The organism is Myxococcales bacterium, from assembly GCA_016720545.1.
Classification (GTDB): Bacteria; Myxococcota_A; Polyangia; order Polyangiales; family Polyangiaceae; genus JAAFHV01.
Genome location: JADKKK010000003.1, coordinates 453,672 through 472,883, shown reverse-complemented (window position 1 = coordinate 472,883; position 19,212 = coordinate 453,672). Strand labels below are relative to the sequence as shown.

General features: G+C 73.0%; 15 protein-coding genes. 7 read left to right on the top strand and 8 right to left on the bottom strand.

Annotated features, from left to right (window positions below; genetic code table 11):
• Nucleotides 1-3: 3 nt before the first annotated feature.
• The 4 genes from IPQ09_09115 to IPQ09_09100 form a co-directional block, all read right to left on the bottom strand.
• Nucleotides 4-378 carry a thiol reductase thioredoxin gene (locus tag IPQ09_09115; protein ID MBL0194359.1) on the bottom strand — a complete coding sequence of 125 codons (375 nt, stop codon included), beginning with the start codon at nt 376-378 and terminating at the stop codon, nt 4-6.
• Between the two features lie 133 nt (nt 379-511).
• On the bottom strand, nt 512-1,765 hold the full coding sequence (locus IPQ09_09110) for a hypothetical protein (protein MBL0194358.1): 1,254 nt from the start codon (nt 1,763-1,765) through the stop codon (nt 512-514).
• Nucleotides 1,766-1,826: 61 nt separating this feature from the next.
• Nucleotides 1,827-3,104: a hypothetical protein gene (locus IPQ09_09105; GenBank protein ID MBL0194357.1), complete on the bottom strand. Its 1,278-nt coding sequence runs from the start codon at nt 3,102-3,104 to the stop codon at nt 1,827-1,829.
• 54 nt (nt 3,105-3,158) lie between these two features.
• Nucleotides 3,159-5,027, bottom strand: a complete 1,869-nt coding sequence (locus tag IPQ09_09100) for a glycoside hydrolase family 31 protein (GenBank protein ID MBL0194356.1) — start codon at nt 5,025-5,027, stop codon at nt 3,159-3,161.
• A 135-nt stretch (nt 5,028-5,162) separates the two neighbouring features.
• On the opposite strand from IPQ09_09100, the gene IPQ09_09095 reads away from it, so the two are divergent.
• Nucleotides 5,163-6,644 (top strand): YdiU family protein, encoded by a 1,482-nt coding sequence (locus IPQ09_09095; GenBank protein MBL0194355.1) that lies wholly within the window; start codon nt 5,163-5,165, stop codon nt 6,642-6,644.
• A 2-nt stretch (nt 6,645-6,646) separates the two neighbouring features.
• Here IPQ09_09095 and IPQ09_09090 read toward each other — a convergent pair whose 3' ends face one another.
• Together IPQ09_09090 and IPQ09_09085 are read right to left on the bottom strand one after the other, a co-directional pair.
• On the bottom strand, nt 6,647-6,901 hold the full coding sequence (locus IPQ09_09090; protein ID MBL0194354.1) for a hypothetical protein: 255 nt from the start codon (nt 6,899-6,901) through the stop codon (nt 6,647-6,649).
• A gap of 165 nt (nt 6,902-7,066) precedes the next feature.
• Nucleotides 7,067-7,747 (bottom strand): TetR/AcrR family transcriptional regulator, encoded by a 681-nt coding sequence (locus IPQ09_09085; GenBank protein ID MBL0194353.1) that lies wholly within the window; start codon nt 7,745-7,747, stop codon nt 7,067-7,069.
• Between the two features lie 188 nt (nt 7,748-7,935).
• On the opposite strand from IPQ09_09085, the gene IPQ09_09080 reads away from it, so the two are divergent.
• The 3 genes from IPQ09_09080 (at nt 7,936) to IPQ09_09070 (ending at nt 10,339) form a co-directional block, all read left to right on the top strand.
• Nucleotides 7,936-8,616 carry a hypothetical protein gene (locus IPQ09_09080; GenBank protein MBL0194352.1) on the top strand — a complete coding sequence of 227 codons (681 nt, stop codon included), beginning with the start codon at nt 7,936-7,938 and terminating at the stop codon, nt 8,614-8,616.
• Nucleotides 8,617-8,737: 121 nt separating this feature from the next.
• The gene (locus tag IPQ09_09075) at nt 8,738-9,805 is read left to right on the top strand and encodes a hypothetical protein (GenBank protein MBL0194351.1); all 1,068 of its coding nucleotides are present in this window, start codon (nt 8,738-8,740) and stop codon (nt 9,803-9,805) included.
• Between the two features lie 138 nt (nt 9,806-9,943).
• A complete protein-coding gene (locus IPQ09_09070; GenBank protein ID MBL0194350.1) occupies nt 9,944-10,339 on the top strand; it encodes a nuclear transport factor 2 family protein in 396 nt (131 codons plus the stop codon).
• 61 nt (nt 10,340-10,400) lie between these two features.
• On the opposite strand, the gene IPQ09_09065 is transcribed toward IPQ09_09070, so the two are convergent.
• Nucleotides 10,401-11,402 carry a hypothetical protein gene (locus tag IPQ09_09065; protein ID MBL0194349.1) on the bottom strand — a complete coding sequence of 334 codons (1,002 nt, stop codon included), beginning with the start codon at nt 11,400-11,402 and terminating at the stop codon, nt 10,401-10,403.
• Between the two features lie 456 nt (nt 11,403-11,858).
• On the opposite strand from IPQ09_09065, the gene IPQ09_09060 reads away from it, so the two are divergent.
• Entirely contained in the window at nt 11,859-13,541 is a 1,683-nt protein-coding gene (locus tag IPQ09_09060) for a hypothetical protein (GenBank protein MBL0194348.1), read from the top strand.
• A gap of 23 nt (nt 13,542-13,564) precedes the next feature.
• Complete coding sequence (locus tag IPQ09_09055; protein ID MBL0194347.1) at nt 13,565-14,701, top strand: hypothetical protein; 1,137 nt, start codon at nt 13,565-13,567, stop codon at nt 14,699-14,701.
• Between the two features lie 57 nt (nt 14,702-14,758).
• Here the strand turns inward: IPQ09_09055 and IPQ09_09050 are convergent, their stop codons facing one another.
• Entirely contained in the window at nt 14,759-15,757 is a 999-nt protein-coding gene (locus tag IPQ09_09050) for an aspartate-semialdehyde dehydrogenase (protein MBL0194346.1), read from the bottom strand.
• Nucleotides 15,758-15,906: 149 nt separating this feature from the next.
• On the opposite strand from IPQ09_09050, the gene IPQ09_09045 reads away from it, so the two are divergent.
• Nucleotides 15,907-19,122: a hypothetical protein gene (locus IPQ09_09045; GenBank protein MBL0194345.1), complete on the top strand. Its 3,216-nt coding sequence runs from the start codon at nt 15,907-15,909 to the stop codon at nt 19,120-19,122.
• Nucleotides 19,123-19,212 lie beyond the last annotated feature (90 nt).

Genomic DNA, 19,212 nt, shown 5'->3' with positions numbered 1-19,212 from the left:
TCGTCAGGCGACCCGTTCGGCCTCGGAGGCGGCGATCTTGCGGCGCACCTCCGCCATGTCCAGCGCGCGGACCTGCGCGACGAGATCGTCGAGCCCGGCGGCAGGCACGAGACCCGGCTGCGAGAACAGGAGGATGCCGTCGCGGAAGATCATGAGCGTGGGGATCGAGCGGATGCGGAGCGCCCCCGCGAGCTCCTGCTCGGCCTCGGTGTCGATCTTGCCCCAGGTGAGGTCGCCGTGGCGCTCGGAGGCGGCCTCGAAGATGGGTCCGAACGTGCGGCACGGACCGCACCAGGCCGCCCAGAAGTCGAGGACGACGATCCCTTCCTTCTCAAGCGTCGCGGCGAAGTTCTCGGAGGTGATGGCGATCGTCGACATGGGGTCCCTTCTGCTCGTAGAGGCGTCGGCCTCTCCTCTCTCTCTTCGAGCCTGTGGAGGGCTCGATGGGTTCGGTGGAGCGAGTGACCGCGCGGTCCGAGCGCACTTTTCTTCGGCCGGGCCCTATCTCTAGCTACGGAGCGGCGACGTGCAGCGGCCGATAGAGGTCGTGTTTGCCCGCGAGCAGGACGGCCTCGTCGCTTGTCATGTCTTTGAAATCGCTAGCTATTTCAGCGTCGCCGGGTTCGGGCGCGAACTTCTCCCACGGCGCGTTTCGCCACAAGGCGACGTAGCCGAAGGAGCGGGTCTTCAGCGGGGCGAGCAGCGAGCGGGTGAACCAGGTAGGCGACCGCGGCATCCCCACGAGATCGCGCCCGACCTCCGCGACCGCCGCCACCTTGCCATGCGCGCGGGCGAAACCACCGACCGCGTCGAGGTCGTCGGCGAAGCCGGCGGCAAAGCTGCTGCTGTGGTCGTAGCGATCGAACGACACGACGTCGACGAACGCGTCGCCGGGGTAGTAGCGCTCGTAGCCCCCGAGGTGGCGCTCCGTGGGCGCGGCCGGGCAGAAGACCCAGAGCACGTTGTGGAGCCCGCGCCCCTCGCGCAGGTACGTGACCATGTGGCGCCACACCGCCGCGTAGGTCTCGGGGGTGTTCGAGCGGCCCCACCAGAACCACTCCCCGGTGAACTCGTGGAAGGGGCGGAGCAACACGGGCGCGAGCGCGCCGCGGTCGTCCTTGAGAGACCAGAGGAGCTCGGCGAGCTCGTCGAGCATGCCCTTCCACTCGTCGAAGTGCGCCCCACGCGAGCCGTCGGGCTTGCGCTCGAGCAGCTCGGCCATGGTGTAGTCGGCGGGGCAGTCGGCGGGCGCGTATTTGTCCGGGAGGGTGCTCCGCGCCTTGGGGCAGCGGAGGTGCCAGACGAGGCTCGTGAGGATGCCGCGGCGTCGTTTGTCGAGGATGAGCTCGCGGAGCGCGGGTCGGCCCGCGGCGAACCCGGCCCTGTCGAACACCGACGTGCTGCCGGGGTACGCGCTCGAGAGCTCGTAGCTCACGAGGCCGGGCTGCTTGCCCGACACCTGCTCCACGTCGGACGCGACCTTCCCGAGGCCGTGGGCGGCGCGGTTGGACGTGTCGTATTCCTGCTGGCCGAAGAGGACGCGCCGGTCCCAGGCGTTCGAGCTCTTCAGGTCGAAAGAGCGCAGGTTCGCGAGCACGGCGCGGGTGGCGAGCGTGGCGCTCGGATCGGCGGCCGCGACGCCGGCGATGGCCGCCTCGTCGGCCTCGTCTTGGGCCTCTTCCGGCGAGGGCGCCTCCGCGCTGCACCCGACGCCGGCGAGCGCGAGCACACCCCACAGCACGATCCCAGAGAGCTTGTAGGCCACGGCGCGAGCGTAGCAGCCCGCGTGGCGCCGCGCCGCGCTTCGTGGGGCGCCGCGCCGAAGATCACCGCCGGGTCGAATGGGCGTCCATGGACGCGGTGACCGCGCGACGGCCTACGCTCCCTCTGCGCGGTTCGACCGCCTCGAGCGCGTCGAGGGCGTCGGTGAGCTCTCCGAGATCGCCCGTCGCGACCCGCAGGGCCCTCGCTCGGGGGGCGTTGGGCGCGGTGTTGGCCAGCTCCGCGACGCGAACGCGGACCTCCGGATCGACGCGCGCGAGCACGCGCGCCGCCGCGACGCGGAGCTCCACGTCGAGGTCGGGGTCGCCCACGGCCACCCGAAGATCGTCCGCCTCGACCGCGCCGCCGCGGTAGCCGCCGCCTACCGCGATCCCCTCGAGCCGGGCCAGCCATGCGCCGAGGGGTGCATCTCCGCGCTCGAGGACCCGCAGCCGCTCACGCACATCGACCGCGAGCGGCCCCTCGCCGAGCGCGCGTCGCTTGGCAGAAGTGAGATGGCTCGCGATGAGCTCGATCTCTGCGGCGGGCAGCGTGCGGCTCCGCACGAGCACGAACGGCTCGTCGCCGACCTGGCACACGAGCGCGCCGTCGGCGGGATCGACCCGCCCGAGCTTCTCGTACTCGGCGAAGCAGTGGCCGGTCGGCGTGGGCAAGTACGCACCCTCGGGCCGGAGGGCCACGCGCCGCCCCATGCCGGGCTTGATCGCGGGCGACGCCGCCCACGTGAGCACCAGGCCGAAGAGGCCCGCGACTACCGACAGCACCGTGAAGACGCCGCCGGTCTCCTCTCCGACGTGGGTCGCGAAGAGCGCACCCACCGCAAAGATCGCGGTGGTCGTCCACGCGAGCAGGGTCGCGGTGCCGTCCCACTCGGTGCGCCAGTAGGTCTCGCCGCGCCCGCCGTGGCCGAGGCCGAGCGCGGCCCTGACCTCCTCGGCCTCCGAGTCGTTGGCGAACACGAGGGTGACGGGCATCCCACGGCGCGTGGAGAGTGAGAGCGTCAGCGCGCACGCCGCGCCGTGCCGGCTCACGGTGGCGCCCGTGATTTCCGGCGCGCGGATGTGGAACGAGCGCAGGCCCGCGCGCACGTGGAGGTCTCCCGTGCGCACATCGAGCAGCACGTCGCGCGGGCCAAACCGGAGCGGCGGTACGCGCGTCAGTGGGAGGACCGCGAGCGCGAGCAACGCGGTGGTCGCCGCGAGCGGAGAAGGCGCGTCGCCGAAGACCCAGGGCAGGGTGATCGCGAGCACGCCCGCGGCCGCGGCGGCGACGCCCCGGGTGAGCGTGCGAGGCCCATTCCGATCGTGGAGTCGCGCCCGCATGGCTCGTCAGCGTAGCCCCGAGGGGCACCCGCGTCGAATGCCTCCGGGCGACGGCTACGGCGACAGCACGACCGCTCGCGAGCCGGACGCGGCGGGTATACGCACCCACACGTTCCGCGCCGCGGCGTCGACGAAATACTGCCCCTCGCCCGCGTTGAAGGCTGCGCGCGTCGCCGCTTGGGCGAGCGGGGCACCGTCGAGGCTCGCGCCGCTCGGGGGCATGTCCGCGCGGACGCGCAGGGTCACCGGCTTCGGGCTCCGCGAGAGCGTGACGCGCGCCCCCGCGGCCGTCGACTCCGCTTCGATCGTGGTCTTCTGGTCGTCGTCGTCGTGGAGCACGAACGCTTGCCGGGTCGGGCCGGGATACACCAGCACGGTGAGCCGCCCCTTCGACGCCGCGTCCCCCGCGCCGGTGAGCTCGTTCTCGACGTGCATCGGGATGATCGCGCCCTGTCGCACGTAAAGGGGTATCCGCGCGCGGTCGGTCGCGTCGACTCCGGTCAGCGTCCGCCCGCCGGGAATGGCGTCGTCTTGCGGTCGCCAGAAGTCGTAATACGTGTCGCCGGCAGGGAGAGGCACGTCGCGCCTCCCCGAGCCGTCCAGGATGGGCGCCACGAACAGCGCCTTCCCTACGCGGAAGCGGAAGTCGCCCGCCCACCCCGGATCGTCGCCAATCGGCTCGAGCACGTTGGGCCCGCCCGCATAGGCCTCTTCGGCCAGGCTGTAGAAGAACGGTACGAGCTCGTGGTGGAGCCACGACCAATAACGGTAGAGCGTCACCGTCTCCTCGGGGCGCACGCTCACCGTCCACGGCGCGAGGTTCGCGCGACCGTGGAGCTGCATGAACGGGGTCAAGGCGCCCACCGCCGTCCACCGCGCGAAGTTGTCTTGATCGAAGGGGATCTCCTTCGTGAGATCCTTGTCGTCCCTGTCGAGGTATCCGCCGATGTCCGAGCCCACCACCACATAGCCCTTTCGTGCCGAACGAAATATGCTGTCGAGCGCGTCGGCGAGGCCGACCCAGTCGCGCCGGTTGTCGCCCACCCACGCCACGGGGGCGTCTTCGGGGCGCGCGAAGTAGCGGCCCGCGAACTGGTACGAGGCGTCCCACGGGCGCACCATCGTGGTGAACTCGGGCCCGCGCGAGGCCACGCCGAAGGCCAGAAAGTCTTTGTAGTATTCCTCGGAGTACTCCTGAAGAGGGACCTCGCCCTTGGCCGACTTCATGGGCGCAGGCAGGATGTAGTTCTCTCCGAAATCGAGCTTCCAGCCGTCGATCTTCTGGAGGATGGGCTTCTGCAGGCCGTGCCACCACGCGAGGGCTTCCGGGTTGAAGAAGTCGACGCCTGCGCCCCGGCCCTTCCACCAGAACGAGGTCTCGCCGTCGTTGACGTAGTACTTGCAGAGAATGCCCCGTTCGAAGTCGGGCGCGGGACCCGTATAGAGGTCGCCGCCTTGCTCGAGATCGAGGGAGCTCTCGTTCATGTTCGAGGTCATCCAGAGCACGAGCTTGATGCCCTGTCCGTGGAGCTCGTCGGTGAGGCCGTCGAACCCGCCGTAGCGCTTCGGGTTCGGAACGAACGAGTGGTAGCTCGTCTCCCAGGGGCTATCGAGCACCACGACGCCCACGGGGATGTCGCGCGACTTGAACCCGGCCACGAAGGCGCGCGTGTCGTCTGAGGTCGAGATGTCCTTCGAGATCCACGGCTCGAAGGCCCAGCGAGGCGTCCGTCGCTTGGGGCGGGGAAGGGCGAGCCCGGTCCCCTCGGGGGGCGGACACGGCGCGGTCGCGTCGGCGCCAGGCGTCGGCGAGGGCGCCGCGGTCGACGAGCACGCCGCGTGGAGCGAGAGCGACGCGAGCGACGCGAGCGACGTCAGCGCGAGGGCGCGCGTTCGACTTGGGCGAGCGAAAACAGGCGACATTCCGACAAGGTAGCGCAACGCGACTGCTGCGGCTCACGCGTGCCGAATGGATGAGCTAGGTGGTTTGCTCGCGTCCGCGCGGCGGGACCCAGCTCGTGGTGGATGTCTCGCGCCGGCACGACTAGACCTTCGTCGATGAAGCTCGCGTTCGACAACAGCTACGCCCGGCTCTTCGAGCGCATGTACGCCCGCGTCTCGCCCACGCCCGTGCGATCGCCCACGCTCCTCCGCGTGAACCGCGCGCTCGCGGAGCGCCTCGGCGTCGACGCGGGCGCGCTCGCTTCGGCCGAAGGGATCGCGATGCTCGCGGGCAGCGCCGTGCCGGAGGGCGCCGAGCCGATCGCGCTCGCCTACGCCGGGCACCAGTTCGGTTCGTTCGTGCGGCAGCTCGGGGATGGCCGCGCGGTGCTCCTCGGCGAGCTCGTCGCGCCCGACGGAGCACGCCATGACCTCCAGCTGAAGGGCGCAGGCCGCACGCCGTTCTCACGCGGGGGCGATGGACGCGCAGCGCTCGGGCCGGTGCTCCGCGAGTACCTCGTGAGCGAGGCCATGGCGGCGCTCGGCATCCCCACCACGCGCGCGCTCGCCGCCGTCGCCACGGGCGAGCTCGTGCACCGCGAAGAGGCGCTGCCTGGCGCGGTGCTCGCGCGGGTCGCTGCCAGCCACCTGCGAGTCGGGACGTTCGAGTACTTCGCGGCGCGCGAAGACACCGAGGCGCTGCGGGCGCTCACGAGCCACGCCCTCGCGCGCCACTACCCGGGCGCGCGTCCGAGCGCCGAGCCAGGCGGTGAGGCGCTCGCCCTCCTCGAGCGGGTGATCGAGGCCCAAGCGCGGCTCGTGGCCCGGTGGATGGGGGTCGGCTTCGTCCACGGCGTGATGAACACCGACAACACGTCGATCGCCGGCGAGACCATCGACTACGGGCCGTGCGCGTTCCTCGACACCTACGATCCTTCCCGCACCTTCAGCTCGATCGACCGCGGCGGCCGCTACGCGTTCGGCAACCAGCCCCGCATCGCGCTGTGGAACCTCACGCGGCTCGCCGAGGCGCTGCTGCCGCTCCTCGCCGCGGACGAGCGCGACGCGGTCAGACTCGCGGAGGGCGCGCTCGAAGGCTACGTGCCGCGCTTCGAGGCCGCCTATGGCGAAGTCCTGCGAGCGAAGCTCGGGCTCTCGCAGGTCGGCGGCGACGACCTGCTCCTCGCGCGCGATCTGCTCCAGCGCATGGCCGCGGGTCATGTCGACCACACGCGGCTCTTTCGGCGACTATGCGAGTCGGCGCGCACTCCCGACGCCGACGCGGAGGCCGCGGCGCTCTTCGACGAGCCCGGCGCGTTCCTCTCGTGGGCCGAGGAGTGGCGCCGCCGCCTCGCCGAGGAGCCGGGCACCGCGGAGGCCCGCGCCGAGGCGATGAGCCGCGCGAACCCGGCGTTCATCCCGCGAAACCACCGCGTCGAGGAGGCGCTGCTCGCCGCGCGCGAGGGCGACCTCGAGCCCTTCGAAACCCTGCACGCGGTGCTCGCGCGCCCGTTCGACGACCAGCCCGAGCACGCGCACCTCGCCGCGCCGCCGGGAGCGGAGTTTCAGGAAGAATACCGAACGTTCTGCGGTACTTAGCACTACTGTCTCGGGGCGCCCCGCTGCGGAAACGAGAGCCCCGCGGCGCTCACCTCGGGCCCCGTCGCTACGAGCGTCTTCGCGCTGGGGGCCCCGTCGCTCGACGCCACGCACGGCCCGAGCCCGTGCCGCGCGCGCACGAGCGCCTCGAGGGCCACCTCGAGGCGCGTCTCGAGGACGCGCGGCGCGAACGTCAGGATCGCGGGGGGGTCTACCCTCTCGATCTCGCCCGCGTCGCGCGCGAGGTGGCTCTCCAAGCACCCGGCGCCGACGGTGCAGCGCGCCTCGACCAACGCGGCCCGTGGGGTGGGTCGACACGACCGCCTTTTCCGGCGCGATCCCCACCAAGTTCTGGAAGGACCACGGGAGGCCCGGCGACGCCTGGGCCCTCGACTTCTCGGCGGGCTCCCCGCGCTCGTGGCCTATCGCGACGCTCGCCCCGGCGCGCCTGCCAGATAGGCGACCAGCATCTTGCGGAGCTCCTGGAATACCGCCCGGCGGCGCTCCTTCGAGGGCCGGGTGAGGCGCATTCGCTGGAGCAGCGGCGGGATCGCGTGCGTGAGGAGGAACGTCGTGGCGGCGAGGTCGAGGTCGGGGAGGTCGGCGGCGCGGGCCCGCAGGAACGCGAGGAGCGGGACGGCCAGCTTCTCCTCGCTGTACGCGATGATCTGGCCCATTTCGCCCACGCGGGGCAGCTGGTTCATGAGCACGAACCCGAGCTCGGGATCGGAGTCCTGCTGGGCCGACAGGACGTCGAGCACGGCGTCGACCACGGCCGGGATTGGGGCGTCCGCGACGCCGAGCAGCGCGCGCTGGAACGCGGCGTGCTGGTGGTCGGCGTGGCGCAGCAGCAGCGCGATCACCAGGGCGTCTTTCCCTGGAAAATACTGGTAGAGCGAGCCCACGCTCACCCCCGCCGCGGCGGCCACCTTGTTCGTCGTGAGGCCGTCGTAGCCGCTCTGGCAGAGCACGCGCGCGGTCGCGTCGAGGAGGGCCTCGACGGTCACGCGGGCGCGCTCTTGCCGAGGCGCCTTGCGTGGGGCGATGGTCGCGTCCCGCGGCTTCGCCTTCGCGCTGGGCGTGGTCTTCGGCTTCGTGGGCATGCCTGGCTTGGCGGCGTCCGACGCGGCGGCGTCGCCCGCGTACGGTACCTCATCCCGCCGATCTCGGGCGGCCAGCCGCGCGAGCGTGAACACGAGCCAGCGGGGGCGAGATCGCCGTCGCGCCCCGGTTTTTCCAGCCCAAGGGATGCGAGTAGCAGATGCGAGCAAACGTTCACATATTGAGGCTCATGCAGCTCCTACGCCTCGCCAAGCCGCTCTATCACTTCTTCCGGCTCGCCCGCGATCCGAGCCAGCTCGATCGGGTCTTCCAGATGAGAGACTCGGCGAACGATCCCGTGATGACCCGCGCCATTTACGAGCGCCTCGCCCGCGAGCCCGAGGCGAAGGTCGCGGTCGAGCGTCGCCCTCGTCTCGGCGTGGTCACCGAGGCGCTGCTCGCCGGCTGCCCCGAGGGCTCGCTCGGCCGCGCCTACGGCGACTTCATGCGCCGCCACCACCTGCGCCCGGACGCCATCCCGAGCGTGGTCGACGACGTCGGCCCCGACTACATGCGCGCGCACCTCTACGAGACCCACGACCTGTGGCACGTGGTCACGGGGTTCGCGCCCGATCCCGCGGGCGAGGCGGGCCTCCAGGCGGTGTACGCCGCGCAGCTGCCAGGCATGTTGCCGGCCGCGCTCGTGTCGGCGCTGCTGCTGAACGCCGCGATCGAGCGATCGAGCCAGAAGACCAAGGAGCGCTTCGACGCGGTCGCCCGCGGGTGGGAGCTGGGCCAGCGCGCGAGGCTGCTCTTTGGGTACCCGTGGCGCGAGCGCTTCGAGGCGCCGCTCGCCGACGTGAGGCGCGAGCTCGGCGTCGACGCTTCCTTGTCCGAGCCGCGGCCCCTTCGCGGCGTGCTGCCGTCCTGAGCGCGCGCGCAGGCCACGCACGGGCGTGCTGCCGCGCGGCACGCCGCTCCGCGCAATGAAATAACGCGTTGCGTTGACGCGTCGCGTTGCGGTGCTACTGTCCAGGGGCTGGAGGTGCCCCGTGGCCATCGCATCCGTGCTCGTCGCCGTGCTACTCGCGCTGGCGGTCCAAGGTCTCGTCGTCTGGCTCGCAGGGCGGCCCGCACACCCACCCCGCGAGAAGGAGCTTGAGCCGCACCGCGGCCGGCTCGAGGCCTCGGTCGAAGCCGCGCCCGAGCCGGAGGCCTCGCCCGCGCCGCGGGCCTCCCCGCCGGTGGAGCCTGCCGAAGCCGCGCCGGACGCCGCGCACTGGCGTGCGTGGCCGGCGCCTCGCGCCGCTCGCGTGGGTGGCGTCGCCCGCGTCGCCCGCGTCGGCGCGGAGCCGGACCGCGTCGTGTTCCTCCACGGCTTCGCGGGCTTCGACGAGGTCGGGGTCGGTCCCGTGTCGTCCGCGTACTTCCGGGGCGTCGCGGAGCGCCTCCGCGCGCGCGGCGTCGCGGCGGCGTTCATCCGGGTCTCGCCGTTCGCCTCGATCGGGATCCGCGCCGCGGAGCTGACGGCCGCCGTCCGGGCGCTTGGCTCGGGCCGCACCCACCTCGTCGCGCACAGCATGGGCGGCCTCGACGCGCGCTTCGCAGTGACGCACCTCGGCCTCGACGCGCAGGTAGCCTCGCTCGTGACGATCGCCACCCCGCACCGGGGCACCCCCCTCGCGGACGCGGGCGCTCGGCTCGTGCGCGGCTCCCGCGTGCTCTCCGCGAGCCTCGGCTCGGTGCTCGACCTCACCACCGAGCGAATGCGCGTGTTCGAGGCCGAGACCCCCGATGTGTGCACTGTGCAATACGCCAGCATCGCGGTCTCTCCCGGCCGCGGCGCGCGCGGCGTGGGGCCGTGGCTCCTACCCACGTACCGCTGGCTGCGTCGCTCGGCGGGCGACAACGACGGCGTCGTGCCGCTGGCGTCGCAGCGTCGCGGCCGGGTGCTCGGCCACCTGGACGCCGACCACTGGAGCGCCGTCGGCTGGGGCCGCTTCGACGCGCCCTCCTTCTACGAGCGGCTGGCCCTCGAGCTCCTCGCGGGCCGAGGCCTCCCGGAAGGGCCGGTGGCGGGCGCGCATCCGCTCCTCCTGGGCGCCCCCGAGGCCGCGTGAGCACCACCCGCGCGACGAGAACGCGCGACGCCGGCGCTTCTCGGCTGCGCGCCGGCCGCCGCGGTGCGAGTCTTGCGGAGCGGCGCTTCGCCGCGACCCTCGCCGGCCGTACTAGAGGCCGACGGAAAGCGATTCCTCATGAGCGCGCCCGCGGAGACTGCCCACTTGCCGAGCGTGGCGGAGCACGCTGAGCGGGTGCTCGCGGCGTGGAACCGCCACGACGTGGAGGCGGTCCTCGCGTGCTACGTCGAAGACTGCCAGTACCGAGACCCCAACACCCGCGGCGCGATGGAGGGCCACGCGGGCGTCCGCGCCTACCTCGTGAGGCTCTTCGCGACGTGGCGCATGGACTGGCGCGTGAAGGAAGTGCACGCCTTCGAGGAGGGGGAGGGGGGCGCGTTCCTCTGGCTCGCCGACTTCACGCCCATCGCGGGGGGCGACAAGAAGCGCCTTCACGGGATGGCCCTGCTCGGCCTGCGCGGCGACAAGATCGCGCGCACCGAGGTCTACTTCGATCGCACCGCGCTGCTCTGAGGGCGCCCGTCACGGCCGCTTGCCGAGGTCGCGCAGCCTGCCTCACGGACGCTCGTGGATCTCAGGACGCGCGGGGATCCGCCCCGCACGCGATGGATCCGTCGGCGCTCGAGGCGCTGACGTAGTTGAGGCCGCGGTCTTCGTTGAGCCAGAACGACGCGCGAATGACCTTCTCGGGCACGCCCGGGAGCACCTCGCGCATCTGAACGAAGCGAATCGGCGACCCGCTCCTGTCGCCCTGCGCGATGACGTTGTCGTCGCGCTCGCCGTCGAGGTGGGTCACGAACGTGACGGTGCCGCCGCCGGGCGCCGGGAGATCCGTCGCGATCGTGAGCTTGCCAAACGAATAGGTCACCGTGCAGTTCTTCCCCGCCGAGGGGCCACCGGCAGCGCCGGCGAGCTTCAGCCCGACCATGGAGCCCTTCACGGCGTCGGCGCCGCAGGTGTCGGCGTACCAGCCTTCCTTGCTGGAGGTTGGGGTCGCGCACGCCGAGAAGTCGACCGTCAGGTTCGCGTTGCCGAGCCGCACGAAGAGCGCGTAGCTCGAGAAGTGCGCGAGGCTGGCCGAGACGGCCGTCCCGCTGAGCTTCGAGTCGGCGAGCGGCACCCACGTGCGGGTCTTCTCGTCGAGATTCGCCAACACGAGCGTCGCGCCGTCGACCCCGGGCGGCACGTCGACGCTGAGCGTGGCCGGCTTCGCGAACGTGAGCCCCGACGGGCCGAAGTCGTACCCCTTGCCGCGGAGCGAGTCGCCGCCAGGATAGCTCGTCGCCGCGTTCACCTTCGCGGTGATGGCCGTGTCGGCCGACAGTGCGCCGGCCGGGATCGCGAGGGTCGCGCCCTCGAGGCGGATCGTGCCGCCCGAAGCGGCCGAGATTTTGTCGGTGGGGCCCGGGCCCGGGCCGGGGCCAGGAGCGCCGTCGATCGCGCCGCCGTCGACGCCGGCCTCGGTGGGCACGGCCGTCGCTCCGCTGGAGCAGCCGACGCTCGCGGTGGCGAGCAGCGAGGCGAGCGAGGCGAGCGAGGCGAGCGAGGCGAGCGTAGCGAGGCGAGCGTGGATCATGCTTCGTTTCTCCCGTGCGCGAGGCGGCGCGAGCACCGTAGGCGTACCATATTCCCCGCGCGGGTCGAAAAACTGGCCGCGCGCGCGACCGAGGGCGCCGAGTCGGCCCCACGCGCGGACGGACGCCGCCTCACGCGCGCGGCCGCACCGCGTCTCGCGCCAACGCGCCCAGGAAGCGCTCGAGCTCGCGCGCGAAGTCGCGCCGGAGCGAGCAGAGCGCGGGATCGGCGAGCGCTCGCGCGGCCGCCGCGGAGGGGTGCTGAACCGCGGTCCAGCCGGGACCCGCGGCGCCGCGAGCCCGCGGGCTCGGTCCGTGTGTGACCGCCCGTCCACATCCGTCCACGCCGTGGACCGGGAGGTGCGCGTCGCGGCGCGGAAAGCGCGCGCGTCGGCCATTTGGGGGGTTGGCATGCCACCTGCTTATTGCTCGAGTGGTTCAACCATTCAAGGAGTAATATGGTCCGCTGCCCACCACACCCCCGGCTCTCCGCGCCGATCGTGACCGCGCTCGCCGCGCTCGTCGCGACGTCGCTCACGAGCGCCGGGCGCGCTGTCGCCCAGCCGGGGCACCCCCCGCCCCGGGGTGCCGCCGCGCCTGCCGCTGCCGCGCACGCTGCTGCCGCGCCCGCGCCCGTCGAGCCCGCCGGTACGATCGTCGCCATCGACGCGGGCGAGCTCGTGATCGACTTCGGCGCGCGGAAGGGCGCGCGCGATGGCGACATCGTCGAGCTCTGGCGCCCGCTCCGGCTCAAGCACCCTGTGTCCGGGAAGCCGCTGAACGAGCGCTTCCGTATCGGCGCGCTGCGGCTCGTGCAGGTGCGGGGCACGCTGTCGCTGGCCACGCTGGAGGGCACCGCCACCCGGGCGCCCGCCACCGGCGACGAGGTGCTCGTACCCGGCGCGCACCTCGCGCAGGCCCCGGTGGTCGCGCCCTCCGCGCCCGCCGCGAGCGCCGCGCCCGCGCCGACCGACCCCGCGTCGCCCGCGGCCCCCGCCGTCGAAGCGCGCCCCAGCGACCCGGACGCGGAGGCCGTCACGGCCCTGCTGAAGAGCCTCGAAGGGCGCGCCCCTGGCGAGCGCGCGATCGCCTACGGCAAGTTCGCCGCGGCGAATGGAGCGAGCCCCTATGCACGGGTGCTCGTCGAGGAGGCGCGGGCCCTGATGGCCGCCCAAGAGCCCCCCGCGCCGGTCTACGCCGTGGCCGAGGGGGGCCTCCGACGTGCACGTGTGGGGGTCGCCCAGCGCTACACCCTGGAGATCGACGCTCGCTTCGTGGGCGCCGTGCTCCACGCGCGCCGCAAGGGGACGCCCACATACCGCTCTATCCCCATGGGCTCCGTGGGCGCGCGGTACTGGTCGGCGGCGCTCCCGGGCGACGCGCTCGCCGAGCCGGGCCTCGAGTACTTCGTCGAGGGGGTGCTCCCCACCGGCGTCGCCGTCGCGCTCGTGGGCTCGGCCGAGTCGCCGCGTGGGGCCGAGGTGGAGACGCTCCCCACCCGCGTGCGTGAGCCAGGGCAGCTCGCCCAGGTCACGCTGCAGAGCGAGATCGCGTCGTTCAACGTGAAGAAGGCGAACGACTACGTGTTCCAGACGGAGGGCTCGGTCGGGTGGCGCCTCCAAGACGTCGGCATCCGCGCCGTGCGCTCCGGCTTCGGCGTGCTCCGCGGCAAGGGCGGGAGCCTGCGCGACCTCGACGAGCTCGGCCTCGAACCCACCAGCGTGGGCCTCACCTACGGATACGTCGAGACGGAGCTCGCGCCGGCGCCAAACCTCGCCTTCGTGCTCCGCCCCGTCATCGGGCTCCGCGACGGCGGCGTCACCGGCGGCGCGCAGGGCTTCCTCCGGATAGGCCACGATCTCCACACGAACCTGTCGCTCGGCGGCGAAATTCTCGGCACCGTCGGTCAGCGAGGGATCGTGCAGCTCGAGTGGCGAACCATCCCACGCGTGCCCATCCTCCTGCGCACCGAGGTCACCACTCAGCCGTCGAGCTCGAGTGACGTGGGCGCTCGCGTGATTGGGCAAGTTGGGTATCAGTTCGTGCGCGATCTCACGGTTTCGGCGCGTTTCTCGTACCAAGGCAGAACAATCAACCACGCCGGCCCTGGCGCCGGACTCGCCGCGAGCTACCAATGGTAAACGAAAAGCAGTTGAAGCGCGGTGTGACTGGCCTCGCCTGCGCCCTCGCGCTCTCCTCTCCCGCCGTGGCGAACGCCGAGCCCGAGTCCGCGCCCGTCGCGGGCGCGCCGTCGACGAGCGCCGCTGGCCCCAGCGCCGAGCCGCCCGCCGCCGCTGCCAGCGCCGCTCGCCCCGCGGTGCACCACTCGCCGTGCCTCACCGCCAGCGAGGCACGCGACATCACGATCGAGGCGACGCTCGAGCGCCCCGACCTGGTCAAGCGCGCCGTGCTCGTCTACCGGGGCGGAGGCACCCACGGGGAGGTCGAGCTCGCGAGGGGCTCGAGCTCGTACGCAGCGGTGATCCCCGCCGCGGCCGTGCGGGGCTCGCTCACGTATGCGATCGAGCTCGAGACCACGGCGGGCGAGCGTCTACCGGCGTTCGCGACCCGCGCGCTCCCGCACCCCGTTACAGTGCTCGACGACGTGGACGACCGCGCGTCGGCGGCCACCCTCGCGCGCCTCGGCGGGCGCCGCTCGGTCGTCGAGACGTCAGCGGAGTACGCGAGCTTCGGCGACCAGACGACCACCCTGCGGACCCGCGGCGCCCCGGTGCGCACGTTCGACACTCCGGACCACTTCTACCGCTTCGAGGGGGCGTACACCTACCGGCTCCTCGGGGTCGTCTCGGAGTTCGGTATCCGCGCCGGCGCCGTTCGTGGCGAGTCCGTGGTGGAGGGGGAGACCGACCCCTCCAAATACCAAGTTGGACTCAACTACGGCGCGCCGCGCGTCCGCCTGCGGGCGACCGACTGGCTGCACGTCGAAGCGGAGCTCCTCACCAGCGTGACTGAGGTGGGATTCTCGGTGGGCGGCGGGGGCGCCGTCCTCGTTGGGGACCCTTACGGGACCAAGATCGTGTTCGGGGCCGAGGGCATCCAGGTGTTCGGCGTGAGGGGATACACTCGCCTCGACCTCGTCGCGAATCGCCGCTTGATGGTGTCGCCGATCGTGGAAGTGACCGGCATGCCTCACGCCGAGAGCGCGGGCGTCCGACTACTGGGCGAGGCGCGCGTCGATCTAGGCAAAGGGTTCGGGCTCGTCGGGCGGGGCGGGTACCAGGCGCGCACGTTCAACCGTGGCGGCCCCACCCTGGGCGCGGGGCTCTCCTACTCGTTCTGACGACGCGGCGGGACGCGGCGGGATAGGCGTGCAGTATGCACGTGAATCCCGTCGCGCTCAGGCGAGGCGCTCGGCGATCTGGACGGCGTTCAGCGCCGCGCCCTTGCGCAGGTTGTCGCTCACCACCCAGAGCTGCAGCGCGCCCGGCGTCGCCAGGTCGTCGCGCACACGGCCTACGTACACGGGGTCGGTGCCGGCGGCCGCGGCGGGGGTAGGGTGGTTGCCGGGCGCGTAGTCCTCCTCGTGGAGCACGACGCCTGGCGCTCCGCGGAGCAGGTCGCGCGCCTCCGCGGCCCGCAGGGGCCGGTGGAAGGTCGCGTAGATCGACTCGGAGTGTCCGTTCACGACCGGGACCCGCACGGTGGTGGGCGAGACCCCGATCGTGTCGTCCTCCATGATCTTGCGGGTCTCGTTCACCATCTTGAGCTCCTCTTCGCTGTAGCCGCCCTCGCCGGCCTTCCAGTCGCAGAGCAGGTTGAAGGCGATCTGTCCCGGGAAGACCGTGGGCGCGGCGGGCGCGCCTGCCAGCACGTCCCGCGACTGCTGGAGCAGATCGACCACGGCGGCCTGCCCCTTCCCGCTGGTCGCCTGGTAGGTCGACACCACGATGTGCTTCAGCCCGGCCGCGTCGTGGAGGGGCTTCAGCGCGACCACCATTTGGATGGTCGAGCAGTTCGGGTTGGCGATGATCCCCTTGGGGCGGCGCGCGGCCGCCTGCATGTTCACCTCGGGCACCACGAGCGGCACGTCGGGGTCCATCCGCCACGCGCTCGAGTTGTCGATGACGATCGCCCCGGCCCGCGCGGCGATCGGCGCGTACTCGCGTGAAACGCTCGCGCCCGCGCTGAAGAGCGCGAAGCGCACGCCCTCGAACGAGCTCGGCCCGAGGGCCTCGGTCACCACTTCGCCGCCCCGAAAGGGGAGACGGAGCCCCGCGCTGCGCGGGCTCGCGAGCGCCACGAGGCGTGACACGGGGAAGCTCCGCCGCTCGAGCGTCGCGAGCATCTCTCGGCCGACGGCCCCCGTGGCTCCTACGACGGCGACAACATGCGACATGGTCGACTCCTTGGTGAGAAACATGCCGAACCTGGAAGGTCGATGGCGAGCCCGAGCCCACGGCGAGGTGTCGCCATGAACGACGGCACCGTAGCCGCTTTTAGCGCCGAACCGGAAAAAGTGGTCCTCGGGTGGTACGGTGGAACCCGATGGTGCTCGCCGCCCCTCGCCCGACCCTGCGAACGCGCGAGGCGCGAGCGCTCCGGCGCGTCGCCTCGCGGGGCCTCTCGGCGCTTCTGCTCCTCGCCCTCGCCTCGGGCGCGGGCTGCCAACGCCCGGCCCCCGCCGTCGCCGTCGGGGCGCCCGTCGGCGAAGCGGCCGCCCGCGTTCGGCACGCCGGCGTGGGCGCCTTCGAGGACCCCACGGTGGGCAACCCGCGCCTCGTCCCCGAGCACATCGATCCCGGGGCCCTCTCCGACGCCGCGCCCGACGGCGCGCTCCGCGGCGTCGTCGCGGGCTACCGCGTGCTCGTGGCCAGTGACGGCGCCGTGCGCGTCTCCGAAGACCGACTCAGCGCCGTGCCCGCGTCTTCCTTGGCGATCCCGGCGCGGCTTGGCGGCGGCCACCTCTTCGTCGTGGGCACGACCGTGCTCCGCGCCGACTCGTGGTTGTCGGAGGCGCGGCCCGTCTACGCCGCGCGCGCGCCCATCCAGCGGGTGTTCGCCGGGCTCGACCGCGTATACCTCCGCACCGCGCGCGGGCATGTGGCCATCGACGCCGCGACCGGCGCGACGCGCGACCTCGGGCCGTATCCGCCCGGGCCCGAGCTGTTTGCGTACGGGGCGACCGACGGCTGGCGGGCCGCCGCGCTGAGCGATCTCTCGGGCCTCGTGGCCACGGGCGATGCGGGCGCGACCTGGCGCCGGGTCGAGGCGGGCTTTCAGGTGCGAGACGTCACGCTCACCCCCCTCGGCAAGCTCGTGGTCACCGGTGTCGAGCGAGGCCGCGCGGTCGCGGCCGAGCTGCGCGAGCACGACGAGCTCGTGCGCGTCGCGCCGGACGCGCCGAGCGGCGCGGCGCTCCGTCGAGGTTCCGCGCGCAGCGACTCCGGGGGGGGCCGCCCGTCCGCCCGCCCCGAGGTCCGTGTGTTCGGCCCCCGGCCGCTGCTCGCCGCCATCGAGGACGGCTGGCCCCTCACGGACGGGGTGGCCCTCGTCGCTCGCGACGGCGCGCTCGGTCGGGTGCGCCTCTCGGACGGGGCGCTGGTCGAGGCCGTGCCCGATGCCTTCCCGCTCTCGCCCGCTCGGTGCCGCGGCGTCTCGCTCACCCGCCCAGCGGCGAAGGGCGCGTTTGGCTTCGTGTGCGGCGAGCCTCGGGGTCGCACCGACCTGTACGCGTACGATCCGCTCGCCGGCCGGCTCGTGCTCCTCCGCCGCTTCGACTCGCCCCGCGTCGTGCTCTCCTCCGGCAACGGCGCGCTCGCCGTGCGGGGCGCCTGCGGGGTCGACGTGGTCGACCCGCCAAAACAACAGACCTATTGCATCCTCGACCACGGCGACCGCTTCCGCGAGGTGCGCGTGCGCGGTGACGTCGGCTCCGAGCGCGTGGCCGTCCTGGCGAACCGCAGCGTGGCGATCCTCTCGCCGCCCGTCGCGTCGGTCGCGTCGGGCGGCGAGCTCGGCACCGCGCGGCTCACCCTCCTCGACGCCCGCGGCGAAGCGAAGACCGTCGCGCTCTCGTTCCCTCGCCTCGACGCGAACGTGGCGCGCGCCCTCCGCTTCGGTGTGTGGCTCGATCCGGTCGAAGAGCGGCGCCCGGGCGTGCTCGGCGCGTGGGTCGACGCGGGCGGATCGGTGGTGGGCCTGGAGATCGGCGTCGACGGCGCGGTGAAGGTTGGCCAGCACGTGCGCGAGGCCGGCTTTCCCACGGTCTCCGGCCGCTACGGCCTCGGCTACACGAACGCCCGCCGGCTCTACGAGACCAGCGACGGCGGCATGACCTGGCGCTCCGAGGAGGTGCCGGAGCCGCTCGTTCCGCTGGCGAAGGTCGCGAGCCGCGCGGTGGGGCCGATCGGCGCCGCGGCGGCCGGGTGGCTCCGCGTCGGCTGGGGCGTGGGGTCGAATGCGACCGGTGAGTCGAAGTCACCGCATGTCGAGGAGGTCCCTGCGCGCGCGACCTCGCCGCTCAGCCTCGAGTGCGACGCCCTCGCGCCCAGCCCGAGCCTCCCCGCGGCCTCGGGCGCGCCCAAGCCGCGCGTGCCGCCCGCGCACTCGGGGCCGATGGTCCGCCCGCAGCCCCTCCACGGGCTGCTCTCCTCGTCGTACGGCGGCTCCACCGCGGCGGTCCGGGAGCTCACGCCGTTCTTCGCGACCGCGCCCCCGAAGGTCCGCGAGGGCGAGCACGCCGCGCTGAACACCGCGGTGTTCGAGAGCCTGAGCCAGCTGCCGCGCTCGCGCGCCCTCGCGCACGTCTACGTGTGGGGCCCCCAGACGCCCACGCGAGAGCCCGACGCCACCACGCGTCTGCTGGTGCGCTGGCTGAGCCCCTTCGATGGCTACGCGGACGTCCACTCGACCGCGCCCACGCCCCTGCCTGCGTCGCTGCTCGAGGCGATGCGCGCGCCCACCCCGAGCTTCAGCCACGCGTACACCCACTACTCCACGCAATGGAAGGTCGCCGTGAGCGACGACGGTCGACACGCGCTGCTCGCGTCGCGCTTAGGCGGTGTGGGGCTCCGCCTCTGGGAGCTCGAGTCTGGGCGAGGCCCGATCGAGGTGCGGTCCGCCGACGGCGCCGATGTCCCCGAGCTCGAGTCCGTCGTGCGCGTCGAGGGGCGCTGGGTGATCGCCGTCGCGCGCTCCGGCACGGCGGTCGACCCGGACGCCGGCAGCGACCTGCTGGTGATCGACGGCGGCGTCGCGCGCCGGCTCGCGCGCGTCCCCCGCGCGGGGACCGGCGCGCGCCGTGTCGGCCGCCTCGCCCGCCGCACCGACGGGCGCGCCGTGGGCTATGTGCTCGAAGCCTCCGGCGCCGCGTCGCGAGGGAGCCCGGAGCGGTGGGTCGTCGCCGTCGATCTCGAGACCGGCGCCGTGGGGGGCCCGACGCTGCTTGGAGACCCCGAGTACGCGGACGTCGCGCTCGGCGCGTGCGTCGGGGACGAGCCCGGCTACGTGCTCGAGGTGCCGCTCTCGGCGGGGCTGAGGATCCGGCTCGGCGGCGGCCGGCTCGCCACGCTCTCGAACGCCCTCGGTCGCGTGCGCATCTCGCCGGGCCGCGCCTGCGTCGAAGCGGCGGCGGGCAACGTCGTCGGCGACGGCGCGTTCGTCGTGCGCAAGGGGCCCGCGGTCGCGAAGCGCGGCGGCCTCCCGGTCGGGGCCGTGTGGGGCAACCTCCGCTACCCCCTGGCGTGCAGCGTCGTTCAGTGATCTCCGCCTTCGCCGCGCGGCCCGCCACCTCGCCTCACGAGAATACGTAAGTTTTTTCACTACCTGCGCACACGCCCGGCTGCGCACGGC